This is a genomic window from Pseudomonas sp. FP603 (genome assembly GCF_030687415.1).
GTDB classification, from domain to species: Bacteria; Pseudomonadota; Gammaproteobacteria; order Pseudomonadales; family Pseudomonadaceae; genus Aquipseudomonas; species Aquipseudomonas wuhanensis.
Genome location: NZ_CP117431.1, coordinates 6,351,111 through 6,369,961 on the forward strand (window position 1 = coordinate 6,351,111; position 18,851 = coordinate 6,369,961).

Consider the following 18,851-nt stretch of genomic DNA (forward strand, 5'->3'; position numbering starts at 1 on the left):
AAGGCTACCACAGCGACCATGACGCTCGCGCAGCAGCTTCCAGCGGTAACGGTCCAGCTCACGCGCTTTTTGTGTCCAGCATCCTTCAGCCTGAAACACACTTGCGTCAGACGGGGGTGCGCTCACTTGAACAACAACCGGATGGCCTTGCGGGTATAGGACCAGCGCGTGAGCGAGCGCAGATCGGCGCGCACGGCGCGGGCGTAAAAAGCCTTGGCGTGGACATAATCGCCGGCACTGTAGCAATCGCGAAACAATGACAGGCAGCGCTGAGCCAGGAAAGCCTGGCGCAAGTCCTGCAACTCTTGAGGCATGCGCACCGGGGAAAATACCTCGTCAACCATTCCAACCCCCGCCGCCAGGCTTTGCTTGAGGTCATGGCGCATGCTGTCGCCATGCTTGTAAATCAGCGCCAGCGGTTGATCGAGCACACTGCACGGGAAACGCGCCAGCACCTGAGCAAACACCGGAATATCTTCAACGTTGCGCAGCTGTTCAGGATAGTTGCCCGGCGCAAACACTTCGCGATGCATCGCGCAGGCGCCGTTGGATAGCGATACCGTCTTGTCCAGCAAGTAGCCACGCACACGCTCGCGCGGGGTGGCTGGCAAGGATTTGACGGCGTGCTGGACACGACGACCGTCGTCGAATACCGACCAGTGACCGCCAATGATCAAACGGCTGTCAGGATGGCTGGAGATATGCCGGGTCAACGCAGCCAGCGCACCAGGCGCCATCTCATCATCAGCATCGAGGAAGATCAGATACTGCCCCCGAGCCTCCTCGATCCCGCGATTACGCACCGAAGACAAACCGCCATTGGGTTTGCGCAGAGCTCTAAAGCATCCGGCATGTTCAGTCAGGAGCTGCTCCAGAACTTGCGGCGTCGCGTCAGTGGAGCCGTCATCGATCACCAGCAACTCAGCCTGGGCATCACCCAACTGCGCCAACACCGATTTCACCGCACGCGGCAGGGTTTTGGCGTAGTTATAAGCTGGAATAACGACACTGATCAGCACGTCAGTCAACTGCATACCCGTCCGCGCCTTCTTTGACCACCAAAATGTCTTCCATGATCAGGTATTGCAGGTCGGAACCGAAGAACATGTTCAAGGCATCGGTCGGCGAGCAGATCATCGGCTCGCCACGACGGTTGAGCGACGTGTTCAGCGACACGCCGTTACCGGTCAGCACTTCCAGCGCCTTCATCATGTCGTAGTAGCGCGGGTTGTATTCGCGCTTGAGCACCTGGGCCCGGGATGTGCCGTCTTCGTGGACGACTTCCGGCACGCGGGTTTTCCACTCTTCAGCCACTTCGAAGGTGAAGGTCATGAACGGTGCCGGGTGATCGATCTTGATCATCTGCGGTGCAACGGTGTCGAGCATCGACGGGCAGAAAGGCCTCCAGCGCTCGCGAAACTTGATCTGGTGGTTGATCCGGTCAGCCACGCCGACAGCGCTCGGGCAACCGATGATCGAACGACCGCCCAAGGCGCGCGGACCGAACTCCATGCGCCCCTGAAACCAGGCCACCGGGTTGCCGTCGACCATGATCTTGGCGATGCTTTCCGGCATGTTCTCAAGCTTGCGCCAGGCCGGCTTGCTCGGGTGACGGGCACAAGCGGCGATAACGTCTTCGTTGCTATAGGACGGGCCGAGGTAGACGTGTTCCATCTTCTCGACCGGAACACCACGGGCGTGGGACACGTAAGCCGCAGCGCCAACCGCGGTACCGGCATCGCCGGATGCAGGCTGAACGAACAGCTCTTTGATGTCATCGCGAGCAATGATTTTCTGGTTCAGCTTGACGTTCAACGCACAGCCACCGGCGAAGGCCAGTTTGCCGGTTTCCTTGAGCACATCGCCCAGGTAATGGTCGATCATCTGCAACGCCAGCTTCTCGAACAGCGCTTGCATGCTCGCGGCGTAATGAATGTACGGCTCATCGGCGATGTCGCCTTCGCGCTTGGGCCCCAGCCACTCGATCAGCTTCGGCGAGAAGTAGAAACCTTTGCCCTTCTCTTTATAGCGACGCAGGCCGATGACGTTGGCGTAGTCGGTGTTGATCACCAGCTCGCCGTTCTCGAACGAGGCCAGACGCGAGAAATCGTATTTGCTGGCGTCACCGTACGGCGCCATGCCCATGACCTTGAACTCACCGTCGAGCATTTCGAAACCGAGGAACTCGGTGATCGCGCCGTACAGGCCGCCGAGGGAGTCCGGATCGAAGAATTCCTTGATCTTGTGGATCTTGCCGTTTTCGCCGTAGCCGAAAAAGGTCGTGGCGTACTCGCCCTTGCCGTCGATCCCCAGAATCGCGGTTTTCTCTTTGAAACCGGAGCAGTGGTAGGCACTGGAGGCGTGGGCAAGGTGGTGCTCGACCGGCTCGATCTTGATTTTCTTCGGATCGAAACCCAGTTGCTCGAGGCACCAGACAATCTTGTTGCGATAGCGCTTGTAGCGACGGTTGCCCATCAGGATCGCGTCGAGGGCGCGGTCCGGGGCGTACCAGTAACGCTTGGCGTAGTGCCAGCGAGCCTTGCCGAACAGGCTGATCGGTGCGAATGGAATCGCCACCACGTCAACGTCGGACGGCTTGATGCCAGCCTGCTCGAGGCAGAACTTCGCCGACTCGTAAGGCATGCGGTTCTTTGCATGTTTATCGCGTACGAAGCGCTCTTCTTCAGCCGCCGCGACCAGCTTGCCGTCGATGTACAGGGCTGCGGAAGGATCATGGCTAAGGGCGCCGGACAGGCCAAGAATCGTCAATGCCACAGGGGTCTAGCCTCTTTAGTCTGCATGCAGGCGCAACGCGCCTCAAAAATTGATGTGCCCTCGCAAGGGGCGAGAGACAGCTAAAGGGCGGGATTATAGCGTAAACGTGGCGGGAATGACCCTGCCCTTATCAGCGCCGTGAAGATGACGTCGAGCCCACGCGCTCGCCTGCGCTCATCCGCGACCCGGGCGCCAGTAAATCCTGATATTGCCGTCGGTTGCCTGCCGGTAAATTGTGTACGGCAAGGCAACCGTGTCCAGCGCACCAGACAAGGTCAGATCCAGCAATACGAATGGCACCAGAATACCGGTGGGATCAGGCGGAGCATGCAGAAGACAGAAGTCGTGGGCCAGACCGCTATAGATGCGAGGGATGGACTGGCAGTAGGTTTTTTGTTTTCTGAGACCACGGGCGGCCTCCTCGTCATCCTGCAGCACTGTGACAGCGGTTCCGCAGCCGGATAGCGCCAGTGAGAAAGTGCTCAACAACACAGCCATTTTTATCGTCAAAATCTGCCCTCCGAGAACGTCAGGCAAACTAGCATCGTGGCTATTCAGGGCACAGTTCATGGGGTCTGTAGATCATGTAGGACGGTTCATAAGAACTTGTCCTCTAGATCTCGGGAGACTGATCTGCCGCCATCGCGGGCAAGCCCGCTCCCACCGTGATCGCGCCATACACAAAGCTTGTGCACGCCACGGTACCTGTGGGAGCGGGCTTGCTCGCGAAAGGGGCGAAGCCCCGATTCAGGCAGCGCTGGAAATGACTTTAGGCAAACGCTGATCAATCACCTGATACAGCGCACTGCTCTCAGGCCAGTTACGCATGAATCGCGCACGATCCCGTGCGTACGCCGGGGCAAAGCTACTGACCGAACCATGCTGACACATCGAATCCAGATCGATCAGCGCCCAGCGATCCTGCTGCCAAAACAGGTTATGACCCTTGAGATCGCCATGACTGATCCGCTCGCGAATCAGATCGGCGAACAGGTGATCCAGAGCCTGCAACTCCGCTTGCGGCGCTTCGCCGCTTTCCACGTACGGCGCAAACCGCTCGATGATGTCCGGCCCCGGCAAATACTCGGTCACCAGGTACGCCCGGCTGCGCAGCCAGAGAAAGCGCGTCTCCAGTAACGCCAACGGCTTGGGCGTGGCGATACCCAGGAATGCCAGGCGATTGCCTTCACGCCATGAGTGCCAGGCGCGGCTCGGGCGCCAGAAACGTTTGAGCCAATGGGCAAAGCCTTTGATGTTGTAGCGCTTGACCACTAATGTGCGACCAGCCACCTCGACCTTGCCGACGCTCGCCGCGCCGCCGGTCTTGAACAGATGGCCTTGATCGAGCAAGGCATCGGCCTGTTCCAGCACCGGCAGCATTGCGGTCTCTTCTTCACGGCGAATCGCCCGCAAGCCGAACGCTCCGCGCTGGACGCTGAACAACGTGCATTCGCGGCCGACCTTGATCAGAAAATCCTTCAAACGCCAACGACGGACCTTGTCGATCTGCTTCTGCAACGCTTCCATGGGCAAGGCATGCTCGCCGTTTCCCAACAGGTAATACACCAGCAACTCTTCGGTGAAGGGTTCCAGCGATTTGGGCAACTGGGCAAAAAACACCCCGAGATTTTCCAGGACTTTCTGCTGTGACAGTGGCTTGCCAGCTGTCTCGGCACAGATCCCGGCGCCATCGATCAAATACAACTGACCGCCATGGCGCAGCAGGTTGTCCAGGTGCAAGTCTTCCTGCCACAGGCCTTTGCTGTGCAACTGCCCAATGGCCCCCAACGCCTCGGCCAGCACCGCGGATTGTTCATCCGCCAGCACAGGTAAGTGTTCAACCTGTTTCCAGGCATCCCCAAGGCTCTCGGCGCCCTCAAGGAAATCGAACAACAACCAGCCGCCTTCGCCATCCTTCAGGCCATCAGCCAATAACAAAGGCGTGGTCAGCCCCTGAGCGGCGAGCAAACGCACGCCGTCCAGTTCACGTTTGAAGTGCCGCGCCGCTTTACCGCCGACCAGCAACTTGGCCAACACCGGCCGGCCGCGCCAGACTCCGGCACCAACGTAGCGCTGCCCAGGCAACACCCGCAGCAGACTCAGCAACTGTAGCTCCGCAGGCCCTGCCGCATCGGCCAACGGAATGTTCAGCGGCAGGCTTGGGCTGCGGCCAGCGTGTTTCAGTTCGGACAAACGCATCAACGCGCCTCCTTTTGACTGCGCCGCGCACTCAAGCGCGATACCCAACTGTCCACCAGCGAACTGTTCAATGGCTGATCCAGATAAACCGCCAACAACTCGCGCAGCTGACTTTCGCTCCATTCCGGCGCCCGACGCAGCAACGGGTCCAGGTCCTTGACCCGATCACGTTGACCAAAAAACAGCGGACGAGTTTTTTCCAGGTCGATCAACTGAGCCTGATAACCGTCACCGGTGGCCTGGAGAAAAATGTGCTTGGGATAGAAGCAACCATGGAGTTGATGCATCTCGTGCAGGCGTCGCGCCAGCTGCCCACAGGCTTTCAGAATCGCCGAATGCTGCACCGCGCTCAGGTCGGACCAGCGCTGCAACAGCGAATCCAGGTCATCCCAACCGTCCAGCGCGCGGGTCAGCAGAATCGCCCGGGTTTCACCGTCGACTTTGCGCTCACCGAAAAACGCCGCCTGCAGCGCCGGTATACCCAGTTTCTGATAACGACTGATGTTGCGAAACTCACGGGCAAAACTCGGTTCGCCAAAAGGCGAATGAAATGTGCGTGTCAGGTAGTTGCTCTGGCGTTTGAGGTAATAGCCTTGACCTTCCAGTTCCAGCCGAAACACACTGCTCCAGCCACCCCGACCGGTGTTGGGTTCATCCACGGCTTCGAGCTGTTTGGCCCAGAGCGCGTCGAAGGTGCCGAGGCCATGACGCTCGAGTAACGCACGGTCTTCAGCAGCCAGAAAATCAGTCATTCGCGTCCCTCGAAAAATCTCACCACGTGCCGAATCCGCTTCTTGTCGGCGGCATCGAGCCGGGTGCATTGGCGGTATTGCAGGTAAAAGCGCAGGCGCTGGGTGGCCGACAGGTGATATTTGGCCACTTTGTCCAGACAAGCCAGGTCCTTGGTGATCCGGTATTTGAGCCAGAAGCCGCGCCAGAAATCACCGTTGGGGCAGTCGATCAGAAACAGTCGGGGCTCATCGTCGATCAGCAGGTTGCGCCACTTCAAATCGTTATGGGTAAAACGATGGTCGTGCATGGTCCGGGTATAGCCCGCCAGCTGTCGACTGATGTTGTCGACCCAGGCGCGGTCCGCCAGCTTCGGATCATGCCGGTCAGCCAGGGCGGACAAAGTCTTCGGTATGGGGCAGTTCACGTGTGATCATCGCCCCACGGTCGTATGTCACGCCGCGCCGTTCCAGCCCCCAGGCCACTACTTCGGGCGGTGGGAATGCCCCACTTGGCGAAACGCTTGAGGTTCTGCCACTCGGCTTTCACCCGCGGCTTGCCCAAGTAACGGCGCAGGCCTTTGCCGGCGCCGACGTAGCGCTTGACGTAATAGTTGACGCCATTGCGCTGGACGCGAATGACCTCGGACAGTGGATCACGGGTCAGTCGCTCGCCCTTGAGCGCGAATACCGCGTCAAGACTGCCGAAGTCTTCTGCCAGATCGCTGTAAGCAGGTTCCAGTGTCCAACCCGACATCAGAGCGCATCCCCGTATCGCTGCTTACGCTCGTAGAGCTTGTTGGCCTTGCCTTCGAGCCATGCCAGCAGCCCCGCTTCTTCAGCCAGAATCTGGCGCAGGGGCTGCTGGAAGTAACCCTTGAGGAAACGCAGCTTGTCGCGACGGGTCAGGCCAATGTCGAGCGCCGAAAAATACAGCGCCGCCAGGTCTTTGTTGCGCCAGCGCCGGGTAATCGTCGGACGGGTCTGAGCACGGTGCAGATCGATCACCGACAGCTTGAAGTCGTCGGCTGTCACCGGTTTGTCGGTGTGCAGCAGGAAGTGGCAGATGTAGCAGTCGCGGTGGTTGACCCCGGCGCGGTGCATCATGCCGGTCATGCGCGCGACTTCGGCGATCAAGGCGCGCTTGAGTTTTGGCTCGGGCGGCTGCTTGACCCAGTCGATGCTGAAATCTTCGAGGCTGACGGTGGGCGCCAGTTCTTCAGTGACGATGAACGAATGCTGGTCCGCCGGATTGCTGCCCTTTTCGCCGTAAGCGACGGCGGTCATGGTCGGCACGCCAACTTCTTGCAGCCGCTGAATGGCCTTCCACTCCTGGCCCGCGCCAAGCACTGGCAGCTTGGCGGTCAGCAGGTTCTTGAAGATCTCACCCCAGCCAATGCCACGGTGGATTTTCACGAAGAACCCGTGACCGTCCACTTCGGTACGCAGTGTCCGGCGCGCTTCAAGCTCGCGGTACACCTCGCCCTTGAGGCCCTCGACTTCAGCGAACGGATCGCGTCCGGCCCAGAGGCTCTTGAACGGTTCAGCCAGCATCAACTTCATTAAGCGTGCTCCGCCAGAATCACATCGGCCGCGTGCTGCGGCATGCTGTAGAGGTCGGCCGTCTCGGCGAAAGCCACACCGTTGCGGCTCCAGGCCGCCCGTGCATTTGCGTCGTTCAACATGCCGGTCAGGTGCTGCGTCAGTTGTGCCTGATCGAAGGGTTCGTCCAGCACCAGACCAGCGTCGGCCTCGGCGATGTAATGGGCGTACCCGCACACCGCGCTCACCAGCACCGGCAAGCCGGCCACCACCGCTTCCAGCAGCACCGTGCCGGTGTTTTCGTTGTACGCCGGGTGGATCAACAGATCGGCACCGAGCAGGAAACGCGGGATATCGCTGCGTCCCTTAAGGAACTGCACGTTGTCGCCGAGCCCCAATGTGGCGCTCTGCAACTGGAATACTTTGGGGTCGTCCTGGCCAATTACAAACAGCCGGGTGCGCTTTTTCAGTTCGGCGGGCAAGGCGGCCAGCGCCTTGAGGCTGCGGTCCACGCCTTTGGTCTTGAACCCGGAGCCGATCTGCACCAGCAGCAGTTCATCGTCCTTCAGGTTGAACTCGGCGCGGAACCCGGCGCGAATTTCATCTGCGTTCGAGGGGCGACGACGGTCCTGGGCGATGCCCGGTGGCAACAGATGGAAACGTTCGATCGGCGTGGCGTAATGCTTGATGAACAGCGGCTGCTGAACTTCGGAAATCATCAGCACTTCGGTCTTGGCATCCTTGGCGAACACCGCGCGCTCGTACTCGGCGAAGTGCCGGTAGCGGCCCCAGCGACGGTACAGCGAGTTGCGCAGGTTTTGCGCCTTGTCTTCGAAGCAGCCGTCGGCGGCGTAGTACACGTCCAGGCCCGGCATCTTGTTGAAACCGATCAGGCGGTCCACCGGACGCTTGGCCAGATCGGCCTCCATCCACTCGGTGAGCTTCTCGTTGCGTCGATGATTGAAGAATGCCTTCACCGGTGCCACCAGCACTTCGAAACCCGGTGGAATATCGCCTTCCCAGATCAGCGTGTAGACGCGAATCTGGTGGCCTCGCTGCTGGCATTCGAGGGCAATGCGCATGAAATCGCGCTGCAAGCCACCAAACGGAAAATATTTGTACAGGACAAATGCCAATTGCATCAGCGCAGCTCCTCAGCCAGTAACAACGTGCTCAGTCGGCTCGCGACACGCTCGGGATTCAGACGCGTGAAGCACAGGGGCCACTCGCGTTTCAGGTCGAACCGACGGGCATCGTCGGCCGTCGGTTGATAGGTGCATTTCTTTTGCAGGCACGGAGCGCAGGGAAAGTCGCTGGCCATGTGAATCTGCGACTTGCCGTACGCGCCGGTCAGGCCCGGGTTGGTCGGGCCGAACAGCGACAGGGTCGGCACGTCCAGCGCCGCAGCGAGATGACCGAGCCCGGTGTCCACCGCTACGCAGGCTTGCGCTCCGGCCAGGACTTTGCCGACCCCCGCCAGGTTCAGCTTGGGCAGCACTTCGACGTGCTTCATGTCTTTGGCGATGCGTTCGGCGCGGGCCTTTTCGACCGGATTGCCCCACGGCAGCTTCACAGCCACGCCGAGATACCCTACCCGCTCGGCCAGCTCGCGCCAGTAGGCTTCGGGCCAGTGTTTGGTGTCCCAGGTGGTGCCGTGGAGAAACACCACGTACGGATTCTTGCGCGGCAATTCCACCAGCCGCTCGACGCTCAGGCCGTAGTCGCCCAGCCCCTTAGGCAGGTCGTAACCCAAGGCCACCGCGAACAACTGACGCACTCGCTCGACCGCATGCTGCCCACGGGCCACGGCCAGACGCCGGGAATAGAAGCGCGCAGCGATCGGTTCGCGGGCCGAGTTCTTGTCCAGCCCGGCCACCGGAGCTTTGGCGTAGCGAGTCAGCAACGCGCTTTTCAGCAGACCCTGGGCATCGATCACCAAGTCATATTTCGTCGCGCGAATGCTTTGTTTGAAGCGCTTCCACTCGCCACTCTTGAGGGTCTGCCAGATGTTCTTGCGCCAGCGACGGATCGCCACCGGAATCACCTTGCCCACGGCCGGGTGCCAGGTCGGAATCTCGGCGAAGCCTTCTTCCACCACCCAGTCGAACGTGATGCCGGGGATCGCCCGCGCCGCGTCGGTCAACGCTGGCAACGCGTGAATCACATCGCCCAGCGAAGAAGTCTTGATCAACAGTACCCGCAAACTATTTGACCTCGACCACAGTGCCCAGCAACCGCTGCAAGGCTTCGTTCACCGCTTTGGGCATGAGCTGGCGCAAGCAATTGTAATGACCGAAACGGCAGGTGCGATCGAAGCACGGACTGCACTCGATGCCCAGGCGCACGATTTCGACGTGCTCGGCCAACGGTGGCGTGAAACCCGGCGACGTCGAGCCGTACACCGCCACCAACGGGCGGTTCAGCGCGGCAGCCACGTGCATCAGGCCGGAGTCGTTGGAGACCACGGCGTCAGCGCAAGACAGCAGATCGATGGCCTCGGCCAGGGAAGTGTCGCCACTGAGGTTCACCGACTCTTCACGCAGACCGGGAATCAACCGCGCGCGAATGTCTTCGCCCACCGCATGATCGTTTTTCGAGCCGAACAGCCAGACCTGCCAGCCTTCACGGATCTTCGCTTCGGCGACCTTGGCGTAGTGCTCGGACGGCCAGCGCTTGGACTCGCCGAACTCGGCGCCGGGGCACAGCGCCAACACCGGACGGTCGAGGGCCAGACCGAATTTGGCCAGTGCGCCATCGCGGGTCACCGGGTCGATCTGCAGGCTCGGCCGTGGATACGGTTTCGGCAACTCGACGCCGGGCTCAAAGGCCAGAGCCATGAACCGCTCGATCATCAGCGGGTAACGTTCTTTGTCGAGCGTACGCACGTCATTGAGCAGGCCGTAGCGAAATTCGCCACGCCAGCCAGTGCGTTTCGGGATACCGGCAAAAAACGGTACCAATGCCGACTTCAGGGAATTGGGCAGCAGGATGGCCTGGTCGTACTGACCGACCAGGGATTTACCGATGCGCCGACGCGTCGCCAGCTCCAGCACGCCGTGGCCGAGCGGGAAGCTCAAGGCCTGGCGCACTTCGGGCATACGCTCGAGGATCGGCCGGCTCCACTCGGGGGCCAGCACGTCGATTTCGCATTGCGGGTGACGCTGTTTGAGACACTGAAAAAGTGTCTGCGCCATCACCATGTCACCGACCCAACTGGGCCCAACGATCAGAATTTTCATGTGGTTTCCAAAAACGAGCCGGGGAGGCATACGCCTCCCCGCCTCGAGAATCCAGCACCTGCGGGGTGAACCGTCAGGTCATTTGGACGAGCTGATTGGGGCTCGTCGGATCAATTTTGTGCACATCCATGCGATACAGCTTAGCGCCTTCAATCTACCAAACACCGCAGATCCAGTGTGGGAGCGAGCCTGCTCGCGATCGCGGCCTGACAGTCAGCATAAATGTTGAATGTGACGGCCTCATCGCGAGCAGGCTCGCTCCCACAGGGGTATCAGGTGTTGCAAATATCCCGTTTCAGCTTAACCCCAGCTCACGCCAGATACGCATTACCTGCCGTCGTTCATCCACGAACTGGTCGCCCGGTATCACACCGGCGTCCTTCTGCAAGGCCTCCCGGTGAGCGGCGGAGCGATAGGCCTTATAGGCTTCACGCAACAGGCTGGCGTCTTCGGCGGGCATCAGCCCGACCTCCTCCAGCCCTTCCAGAATACGGATATTGTCGGTATAGCGCAGCAATGACGGATGCGCCTCAGACCATGCCAGAGCCGCGTATTGCACCATAAATTCAATATCGACGATACCTCCGGCGTCCTGCTTGAGATCGAACGGCGCCGTGGCCTCGAAGGCATTTGCCGCGGTGCCCGCCGCAGTGCTCTTGCTGCCGAGATTATCGCGCATCTTGGCGCGCATCTCGCTGACCTCCTGGCGCAAGGTCGGCAGGTCCCGCGGCTTGGCCAATACCGCCGCGCGAACCTTCTCGAAAGCCTGGCCGACATCCTGACTGCCCACCAGCACCCGCGCCCGCACCAGCGCCTGGTGCTCCCAAGTCCAGGCTTCGTTTTCCTGATACCGGGCAAACGCCCCCAGGGAACTCACCAGCAAACCAGACGCACCAGACGGCCGCAGGCGCATGTCCACTTCATACAGCTGACCAGAGTTGGTCTGCGCCGTCAGCAAATGAATGATGCGCTGCCCGAGCCGGGTAAAAAACTGTGCGCCGTCAATAGGCTTCGGCCCGTCGGTTTCGGCCTGCGGATCACCGTCGTGGATGAACACCAGATCCAGGTCCGAACTGTGCCCCAACTCCAGACCGCCGACTTTCCCGTAACCGACAATGATGAAACCAGGGTCGCACAAGCTGCCGTCGGTGCGCAGCGGCGTGCCGTACTTGGCCACGGTCTGGCGCCAGGCCAGGGCCAGCACTTGTTCGAGGATCGCTTCGGCAAGCCAGGTCAGGTAATCACTGACCTTCATCAAGGGCAGGCTGCCGGCGATTTCCGAGGCGGCGACGCGCAAGCGGTGCGCCAGTTTGAAATGCCGCAGGGCTTCCATTTGTTGTTCGAGGTCGTCTTCGGGAATCCGCGTCAAACGCTCGCGCAACTCGGCCGCCAGTTCCGGCGCCAGCGGTGGCTTGAATAACCGGCCTTCGTTGAGCAACTCGTCGAGCAACAACGGGAAGCGCGTGATCTGTTCAGCAATCCACGGGCTCGCGGCGCATAGCGTCAGCAAGCGGCGCAGGGCGCCGGGGTTCTCGGTCAACAGCACCAGATAGGCGGAACGACGCGCCACGGCTTCCACCAGTGGCAGCACCCGCTCCAGCACCAGATCGGGATTGGCGTGTTCCACGGCCTGAGCCAGCAAACGCGGAATAAAAGCATCGAGGCGCTCACGCCCCAGACGCTGCATGGCGCGCAATTGCGGACTGCCACGCAGACTGGCCAAGGCTTTCAGCGCCTTGGAGGCATCGGCGAAACCACCCTCCTCCAGCTGACGGCACGCGGCCTCCTCGTCCTGGGCTTCTTCCCACAGCGGCAGCCATTCGCCGCCGACCACCACTTCGCTCTCGGCGCCGTCCTCTTCATCGGGATCGGCGATCACCTGAGCAAAGTGCCAGGCCACCCGGCCGCGCCAGTACATCAGCTGTTCGTGGAATGCCGTCCAATTGGCAAACCCGAGCATAAAGGCAATGCGCGCCTGATCCTGTTCGCCATCCGGCAGCATCTGAGTCTGGCGGTCGGCAATGGCCTGGATCGCGTGTTCGGTGTAACGCAGAAATTCGTAGGCTTCACGCAATTCGCTGACCACCGCCGCCGGCAGGTAACCCTGACCTTCGAGGGTGCTCAGTACTTTTAATAAAGGACGCTGCTGCAGGCTCAGGTCGCGGCCACCGTGAATCAACTGGAAGGCCTGGGCGATAAATTCGACTTCACGAATGCCACCGGAACCCAGCTTGATGTTGTCGGCCATGCCCTTGCGCCGGACTTCCTGCTGGATCAACTGCTTCATGGTGCGCAGCGCTTCGATGGCTGAGAAGTCCAGATAACGTCGGTAAACGAACGGGCGCAGCATTTCTTGCAGTTGCGCGCCCGCCACTTGATCGCCGGCCACCACGCGCGACTTGATCATCGCGTAGCGTTCCCAGTCGCGGCCCTGATCCTGGTAATACTGTTCCAGCGCATTGAAGCTCAGCACCAGCGCGCCGGACGAGCCGTAAGGCCGCAAGCGCATGTCGACGCGGAACACGAAGCCGTCAACGGTCATCGGGTCCAGGGCCTTGATCAGCCGCTGGCCGAGGCGAATGAAAAACTCCTGGTTATCCAGCGACCGCTTCACGCCGACGGTTTCGCCGCCCTCGGGGTAGGCGAAGATCAGGTCGATGTCCGACGACAGGTTCAGCTCCACGGCGCCGAGCTTGCCCATGCCGAGGACGACCATTTGCTGCGGCTCCCCGCTACGCCGCCCGGTGGGCGTGCCGAACTGCTGGCAATGGCGCTGATACAACCACTGATAGGCCTGATCGATGCTGGCATCGGCCATGTCCGAGAGGTCGCGACAGCTCTGGATCAGATCGGCCTGGCGAGTCAGGTCGCGCCAAATAATCCGCACTTGCTGGCGTGCACGCTGGCGACGCAGGGCGCGGCCGAGTTGGTCGTCGGTTTCGGCGGTGCTCACCGCCGTCGCAATCTGCGCGCACAACTCGCCCGGCGCAAAGGCGCGATCCAGTTCGCCGGACTGCACCAGCTCCAGCAACATCAAAGGGTCACGCACACTCTGTTCAATGACAAAGTCGCTGGCGGCGGTGACGCGGGCAAATTGCGCCCAGCGCTCAGGCGTCCAGGCAGCCAAGCCATGATCGTCGGCAAGCACCGCGACGGCCGTACGGAACGACTGCTCGGCACGGGTGACAAATGGCAGGAGTACGCCGGGCAGTTCGGCAAGCGAAGGGAGGCTCATGGTCTATCCTTGATCGGCGTGTGAAGGGCTGCATGTAGTGATTCGTGAAAATGCGCTACCTGACCGACTGCCGAACAAAGGTTAGAAATAGCTGAAATTTGTTTATTTTTGGCAGCGATCATCAAGCCTTCACCTTTTTTGGTTGGCAAAAGACCAACCTTAACGATTATTCTCACAACGCAGCCGGAGGCCACAAGCCAATCATCTGTAGTTTTACTACTCGTCTATACATTCGAAAGGCTGAAATGCCCGATGATTTGTAGTAAAACTACACGCCGCCGGAACATACCTCTCGGCAATCCAAGAATTTATATCGTCTGCCCACAAGGCCAGTCGCAAACTCAGGCAACCGATTCTGGAAGCCTTTCCGCCCTGGAGCAAGCCATGCAAGACCTCGATCCCGTCGAAACCCAGGAATGGCTGGACGCCCTGGAATCGGTTCTCGACAAAGAAGGCGAAGACCGTGCTCACTATCTGATGACCCGTATGGGTGAACTCGCGACCCGTAGCGGCTCGCAGCTCCCTTACGCCATCACCACGCCGTACCGCAACACCATTCCCGTTACCCACGAAGCACGCATGCCTGGCGACCTGTTCATGGAACGCCGCATTCGCTCGTTGGTACGCTGGAACGCGATGGCCATGGTAATGCGTACGAACCTGAAAGATTCTGACCTGGGTGGTCACATCTCCAGCTTCGCTTCCAGTGCGACCCTGTATGACATCGGCTTCAACTACTTCTTCCAGGCCCCGACCGACGAGCACGGCGGCGACCTGATCTACTTCCAGGGCCACACCTCGCCAGGCGTTTACGCCCGCGCGTTCATGGAAGGCCGCATCACCGAAGACCAGATGAACAACTTCCGCCAGGAAGTGGACGGTCAGGGCCTGTCGTCCTACCCGCACCCTTGGCTGATGCCTGATTTCTGGCAGTTCCCGACCGTATCCATGGGTCTGGGCCCGATCCAGGCGATCTACCAGGCACGCTTCATGAAGTACCTGGAAGCCCGTGGTTTCATCCCGGAAGGCAAGCAAAAAGTCTGGTGTTTCCTGGGCGACGGCGAGTGCGACGAGCCGGAATCCCTGGGTGCCATCTCGCTGGCTGGCCGCGAGAAGCTGGACAACCTGATCTTCGTCATTAACTGCAACCTGCAGCGCCTTGATGGCCCGGTTCGCGGCAACGGCAAGATCATCCAGGAACTCGAAGGCGTATTCCGCGGTGCTCAGTGGAACGTGACCAAAGTCATCTGGGGCCGTTTCTGGGACCCACTGCTGGCCAAAGACGTCGACGGCATCCTGCAACGCCGCATGGACGAAGTCATCGACGGCGAGTACCAGAACTACAAAGCCAAAGACGGCGCGTTCGTGCGTGAACACTTCTTCAACTCGCCAGAACTCAAGGCGATGGTTGCAGACTTGTCCGACGACGAAATCTGGAAACTCAACCGTGGCGGCCACGACCCGTACAAGGTCTACGCGGCGTACCACGAAGCGGTCAACCACAAAGAACAACCGACCGTCATCCTGGCCAAAACCATCAAGGGTTATGGCACCGGTGCCGGCGAAGCGAAAAACACCGCGCACAACACCAAGAAAGTCGATGTCGACAGCCTGAAGTTGTTCCGTGATCGCTTCGACATTCCGGTCAAAGACGAAGAGCTGGAAAACCTGCCGTTCTTCAAACCGGAACCAAACAGCGCCGAAGCCCGTTACCTGAGCGAGCGCCGCACTGCATTGGGCGGTTTCGTGCCACAGCGCCGCGCGCAGAGCTTCAGTGTTCCAACCCCATCGCTCGATACCCTCAAGGCTATCCTCGACGGTTCGGGCGACCGTGAAATCTCCACCACCATGGCCTTCGTGCGGATCCTCGCGCAACTGGTCAAGGACAAGGAAATCGGCCCGCGCATCGTTCCGATCATCCCGGACGAAGCCCGTACCTTCGGTATGGAAGGCATGTTCCGTCAGTTGGGCATCTACTCCTCCGTCGGCCAGCTCTACGAGCCAGTCGATAAAGACCAGGTGATGTTCTACAAAGAAGACAAGAAGGGCCAGATCCTCGAAGAAGGCATCAACGAAGCGGGCGCCATGAGCTCCTTCATTGCTGCCGGTACTTCGTACTCCAGCCACAACCAGCCAATGCTGCCGTTCTACATCTTCTACTCGATGTTCGGCTTCCAGCGTATCGGCGACCTGGCCTGGGCCGCTGGCGACAGCCGCACCCGTGGCTTCCTGATCGGCGGCACCGCCGGCCGGACCACGCTGAACGGTGAAGGCCTGCAACACGAAGACGGTCACAGCCACATCCTGGCTGCCACCATCCCGAACTGCCGCACCTACGATCCAACCTACGGCTACGAGCTGGCGGTGATCATCCAGGACGGCATGAAGAAGATGACCGAAGAGCAGCAGGATGTCTTCTACTACATCACCGTGATGAACGAGTCCTACCAGCAGCCAGCCATGCCGGCCGGTGTCGAGGAAGGCATCATCAAGGGCATGTACCTGCTCGAAGAAGACACCCGCGAAGCGGCGCACCACGTGCAGCTGATGGGCTCCGGCACCATCCTGCGTGAAGTCCGTGAAGCGGCGAAGATCCTGCGTGAACAGTTCAACGTCGGCGCCGACGTGTGGAGCGTTACCAGCTTCAACGAACTGCGTCGCGATGGCCTGGCCGTTGAGCGTAGCAACCGTCTGCACCCTGGCCAGAAGCCTAAGCTGAGCTATGTCGAAGAATGCCTGAACGGCCGTAAAGGTCCGGTCATCGCGTCTACCGACTACATGAAGCTGTTCGCTGAACAAATTCGTCAGTGGGTCCCGTCCAAGGAATTCAAAGTCCTGGGCACCGATGGTTTCGGCCGCAGTGACAGCCGCAAGAAGCTGCGTCACTTCTTCGAAGTCGACCGTCATTTCGTGGTGTTGGCAGCCCTGGAAGCCTTGGCTGACCGTGGTGATATCGAACCTAAAGTGGTGGCTGAAGCCATCGCCAAGTTCGGTATCAACCCGGAAAAACGCAACCCACTGGACTGCTGAGGAGACACTCTGTGAGCGAACTCATTCGCGTACCTGACATCGGCAGCGGTGAAGGTGAAGTAATTGAACTGTTTGTGAAGGTCGGCGACCGTATCGAAGCCGACCAGAGCATCCTGACACTTGAGTCGGACAAGGCGAGCATGGAAGTGCCTGCGCCGAAGGCCGGTATCATCAAGAGCCTGAAAGTGAAGCTGGGTGATCGCCTGAAAGAAGGCGACGAACTGCTGGAGCTGGAAGTCGAAGGTGCCACTGCTGTGGCGCCTGCGGCTGCCGCTGCGCCAGCCGCCAAAGCTGAAGCTGCACCTGCTGCCGCGAAAGCGCCAGCTGCTCCAGCCGCCGCGCCTGCTGCTGCCAGCGTTCAGCAAGTACACGTGCCGGACATCGGTTCGTCGGGCAAGGCTCAGATCATCGAGATTCAGGTCAAGGTCGGCGACACCGTCGCGGCTGATCAGTCGCTGATCACCCTGGAATCCGACAAGGCGAGCATGGAAATTCCATCGCCTGCCGCTGGCGTGGTGAAGGCCATCAGCGTCAAGCTCAACGACGAAGTCGGCACCGGCGACCTGATTCTGGACCTGGAAGTGGCGGGTGCGGCTGCACCAGCCGCGGCCGCGCCAGCCCAGGCAGCTGCGCCTGCTGCCGCTGCTCCGGCGCCAGCCGCTGCGGCTCCGGCAGCCCCGGTTGCCGACACTGTTCAGGACATTCACGTCCCGGACATCGGTTCGGCGGGCAAGGCCAAGATCATCGAAGTACTGGTCAAGGCTGGCGATACCGTCGCCGCCGACCAGTCGCTGATCACCCTGGAATCCGACAAGGCGAGCATGGAAATCCCATCGCCTGCCGCTGGCGTGGTGGAAAGCGTTTCCATCAAGCTGGATGACGAAGTCGGTACTGGCGACCTGATCCTGAAGCTGAAAGTCAAAGGCGCGGCACCTGCTGCAGCCCCGGCTCCAGCCGCAACTGCTCCGAGCGCGCCTGCGCCTGCCGCTGCTGCTCCGGCGGCCGCTGCACCTGCTGCTGCCCCGGCCGCCGCTCCAGCCAAGCCGGGCGCTAAAGTTCACGCCGGCCCGGCCGTGCGTCAACTGGCCCGCGAGTTCGGCGTCGAGCTGAGCGCCGTTGGCGCCAGCGGTCCGCATGGTCGCATCCTGAAGGAAGACGTGCAGGTTTACGTCAAGGCCATGATGCAGAAGGCCAAGGAAGCTCCAGCCGCTGCGGCTGGTGCAACCGGCGGCGCGGGCATCCCGCCGATTCCGGTCGTGGACTTCAGCCGCTTCGGTGAAACCGAAGAAGTGCCGATGACTCGCCTGATGCAAATCGGCGCGTCGAGCCTGCATCGCAGCTGGCTGAACATTCCTCACGTGACTCAGTTCGATTCGGCTGATATCACCGAGCTGGAAGCGTTCCGTATTGCTCAGAAAGCCGTTGCAGAGAAGGCTGGCGTCAAGCTGACCATCCTGCCGCTGCTGCTCAAATCCTGCGCGCACCTGCTCAAGGAACTGCCGGACTTCAACAGTTCGCTGGCGCCAAGCGGTAAGGCGATCATCCGCAAGAAGTACGTGAACATCGGCTTCGCGGTCGACACCCCTGAAGGCCTGCTGGTACCGGTCATCAAGAACGTCGACCAGAAGAGCCTGTTGCAACTGGCAGCCGAAGCCGCTGCGCTGGCTGCCAAAGCCCGCGACAAAAAGCTCACCGCTGACGACATGCAAGGCGCCTGCTTCACCATTTCCAGCCTCGGCCACATTGGCGGCACCGGCTTCACGCCGATCGTCAACGCGCCGGAAGTGGCGATCCTCGGTGTTTCCAAGGCAACCATCCAGCCAGTCTGGGACGGCAAAGCCTTCCAGCCGAAACTGATGCTGCCTCTGTCGCTGTCCTACGATCACCGTGTGATCAACGGCGCCGCTGCTGCACGCTTCACCAAGCGTCTGAGCGACCTGCTGGCGGACATCCGCACCATCCTGCTGTAACACCGACCGGCCCTCCTTCACCGGAGGGTCTGTCGCGCTCCATGTTTTCCGAGCGCCACGCTCGTACCTCAACCCCGCCAATTTGGCGGGGCTTTTTTTGCCTTGAAAATGGCCTGTAGCAGCTCATCCGCGC

The 18,851-nt window shown here is 60.5% G+C and carries 12 protein-coding genes and 1 pseudogene; 2 read left to right on the top strand and 11 right to left on the bottom strand.

Annotation, left to right across the window (positions count from 1 at the left end; genetic code table 11):
• Positions 1 to 122: 122 nt before the first annotated feature.
• The 11 genes and pseudogenes from PSH65_RS29330 to glnE form a co-directional block, all read right to left on the bottom strand.
• The gene (locus tag PSH65_RS29330; RefSeq protein ID WP_305423960.1) at positions 123 to 1,034 is read right to left on the bottom strand and encodes a glycosyltransferase family 2 protein; all 912 of its coding nucleotides are present in this window, start codon (positions 1,032 to 1,034) and stop codon (positions 123 to 125) included.
• Positions 1,021 to 2,775 carry a carbamoyltransferase gene (locus PSH65_RS29335; protein WP_305423962.1) on the bottom strand — a complete coding sequence of 585 codons (1,755 nt, stop codon included), beginning with the start codon at positions 2,773 to 2,775 and terminating at the stop codon, positions 1,021 to 1,023. Before PSH65_RS29335 ends, PSH65_RS29330 begins: the two co-directional genes overlap by 14 nt.
• 174 nt (positions 2,776 to 2,949) lie before the next feature.
• On the bottom strand, positions 2,950 to 3,285 hold the full coding sequence (locus tag PSH65_RS29340; protein ID WP_123721730.1) for a YceK/YidQ family lipoprotein: 336 nt from the start codon (positions 3,283 to 3,285) through the stop codon (positions 2,950 to 2,952).
• 237 nt (positions 3,286 to 3,522) lie between these two features.
• Positions 3,523 to 4,974 (bottom strand): lipopolysaccharide kinase InaA family protein, encoded by a 1,452-nt coding sequence (locus PSH65_RS29345; protein WP_305423963.1) that lies wholly within the window; start codon positions 4,972 to 4,974, stop codon positions 3,523 to 3,525.
• Positions 4,974 to 5,726 carry a lipopolysaccharide kinase InaA family protein gene (locus PSH65_RS29350; RefSeq protein WP_305423964.1) on the bottom strand — a complete coding sequence of 251 codons (753 nt, stop codon included), beginning with the start codon at positions 5,724 to 5,726 and terminating at the stop codon, positions 4,974 to 4,976. The genes PSH65_RS29345 and PSH65_RS29350 overlap by 1 nt, the downstream gene beginning before the upstream one ends.
• Positions 5,723 to 6,459 (bottom strand): annotated as a pseudogene (locus tag PSH65_RS29355) (lipopolysaccharide kinase InaA family protein). The gene PSH65_RS29350 and the pseudogene PSH65_RS29355 overlap by 4 nt, the downstream one beginning before the upstream one ends.
• Positions 6,459 to 7,265: a lipopolysaccharide core heptose(I) kinase RfaP gene (gene rfaP, locus PSH65_RS29360; RefSeq protein WP_305423966.1), complete on the bottom strand. Its 807-nt coding sequence runs from the start codon at positions 7,263 to 7,265 to the stop codon at positions 6,459 to 6,461. The pseudogene PSH65_RS29355 and the gene rfaP overlap by 1 nt, the downstream one beginning before the upstream one ends.
• Positions 7,265 to 8,386 carry a glycosyltransferase family 4 protein gene (locus PSH65_RS29365; protein ID WP_305423968.1) on the bottom strand — a complete coding sequence of 374 codons (1,122 nt, stop codon included), beginning with the start codon at positions 8,384 to 8,386 and terminating at the stop codon, positions 7,265 to 7,267. The genes rfaP and PSH65_RS29365 overlap by 1 nt, the downstream gene beginning before the upstream one ends.
• Complete coding sequence (waaC, locus tag PSH65_RS29370) at positions 8,386 to 9,447, bottom strand: lipopolysaccharide heptosyltransferase I (RefSeq protein ID WP_305423970.1); 1,062 nt, start codon at positions 9,445 to 9,447, stop codon at positions 8,386 to 8,388. The genes PSH65_RS29365 and waaC overlap by 1 nt, the downstream gene beginning before the upstream one ends.
• A gap of 1 nt (position 9,448) precedes the next feature.
• A complete protein-coding gene (gene waaF / locus PSH65_RS29375) occupies positions 9,449 to 10,483 on the bottom strand; it encodes a lipopolysaccharide heptosyltransferase II (RefSeq protein ID WP_305423971.1) in 1,035 nt (344 codons plus the stop codon).
• 295 nt (positions 10,484 to 10,778) lie between these two features.
• Positions 10,779 to 13,718, bottom strand: a complete 2,940-nt coding sequence (gene glnE, locus PSH65_RS29380; protein ID WP_305423972.1) for a bifunctional [glutamate--ammonia ligase]-adenylyl-L-tyrosine phosphorylase/[glutamate--ammonia-ligase] adenylyltransferase — start codon at positions 13,716 to 13,718, stop codon at positions 10,779 to 10,781.
• Positions 13,719 to 14,102: 384 nt separating this feature from the next.
• Here glnE and aceE point away from each other — a divergent pair, with 384 nt between their 5' ends.
• Together aceE and aceF are read left to right on the top strand one after the other, a co-directional pair.
• Positions 14,103 to 16,748 carry a pyruvate dehydrogenase (acetyl-transferring), homodimeric type gene (gene aceE, locus PSH65_RS29385; RefSeq protein WP_305423973.1) on the top strand — a complete coding sequence of 882 codons (2,646 nt, stop codon included), beginning with the start codon at positions 14,103 to 14,105 and terminating at the stop codon, positions 16,746 to 16,748.
• A gap of 11 nt (positions 16,749 to 16,759) precedes the next feature.
• Positions 16,760 to 18,718, top strand: a complete 1,959-nt coding sequence (gene aceF / locus PSH65_RS29390; RefSeq protein ID WP_305423975.1) for a dihydrolipoyllysine-residue acetyltransferase — start codon at positions 16,760 to 16,762, stop codon at positions 18,716 to 18,718.
• Positions 18,719 to 18,851 lie beyond the last annotated feature (133 nt).

Excerpts from the sequence above, each read along its gene's own strand:
- PSH65_RS29330 (WP_305423960.1), bottom strand. The coding sequence starts at position 1,034 with ATGCAGTTGACTGACGTGCTGATCAGTGTCGTTATTCCAGCTTATAAC.
- PSH65_RS29345 (WP_305423963.1), bottom strand. The coding sequence starts at position 4,974 with ATGCGTTTGTCCGAACTGAAACACGCTGGCCGCAGCCCAAGCCTGCCG.
- PSH65_RS29350 (WP_305423964.1), bottom strand. The coding sequence starts at position 5,726 with ATGACTGATTTTCTGGCTGCTGAAGACCGTGCGTTACTCGAGCGTCAT.
- rfaP (WP_305423966.1), bottom strand. The coding sequence starts at position 7,265 with ATGAAGTTGATGCTGGCTGAACCGTTCAAGAGCCTCTGGGCCGGACGC.
- PSH65_RS29365 (WP_305423968.1), bottom strand. The coding sequence starts at position 8,386 with ATGCAATTGGCATTTGTCCTGTACAAATATTTTCCGTTTGGTGGCTTG.
- waaF (WP_305423971.1), bottom strand. The coding sequence starts at position 10,483 with ATGAAAATTCTGATCGTTGGGCCCAGTTGGGTCGGTGACATGGTGATG.
- glnE (WP_305423972.1), bottom strand. The coding sequence starts at position 13,718 with ATGAGCCTCCCTTCGCTTGCCGAACTGCCCGGCGTACTCCTGCCATTT.
- aceE (WP_305423973.1), top strand. The coding sequence starts at position 14,103 with ATGCAAGACCTCGATCCCGTCGAAACCCAGGAATGGCTGGACGCCCTG.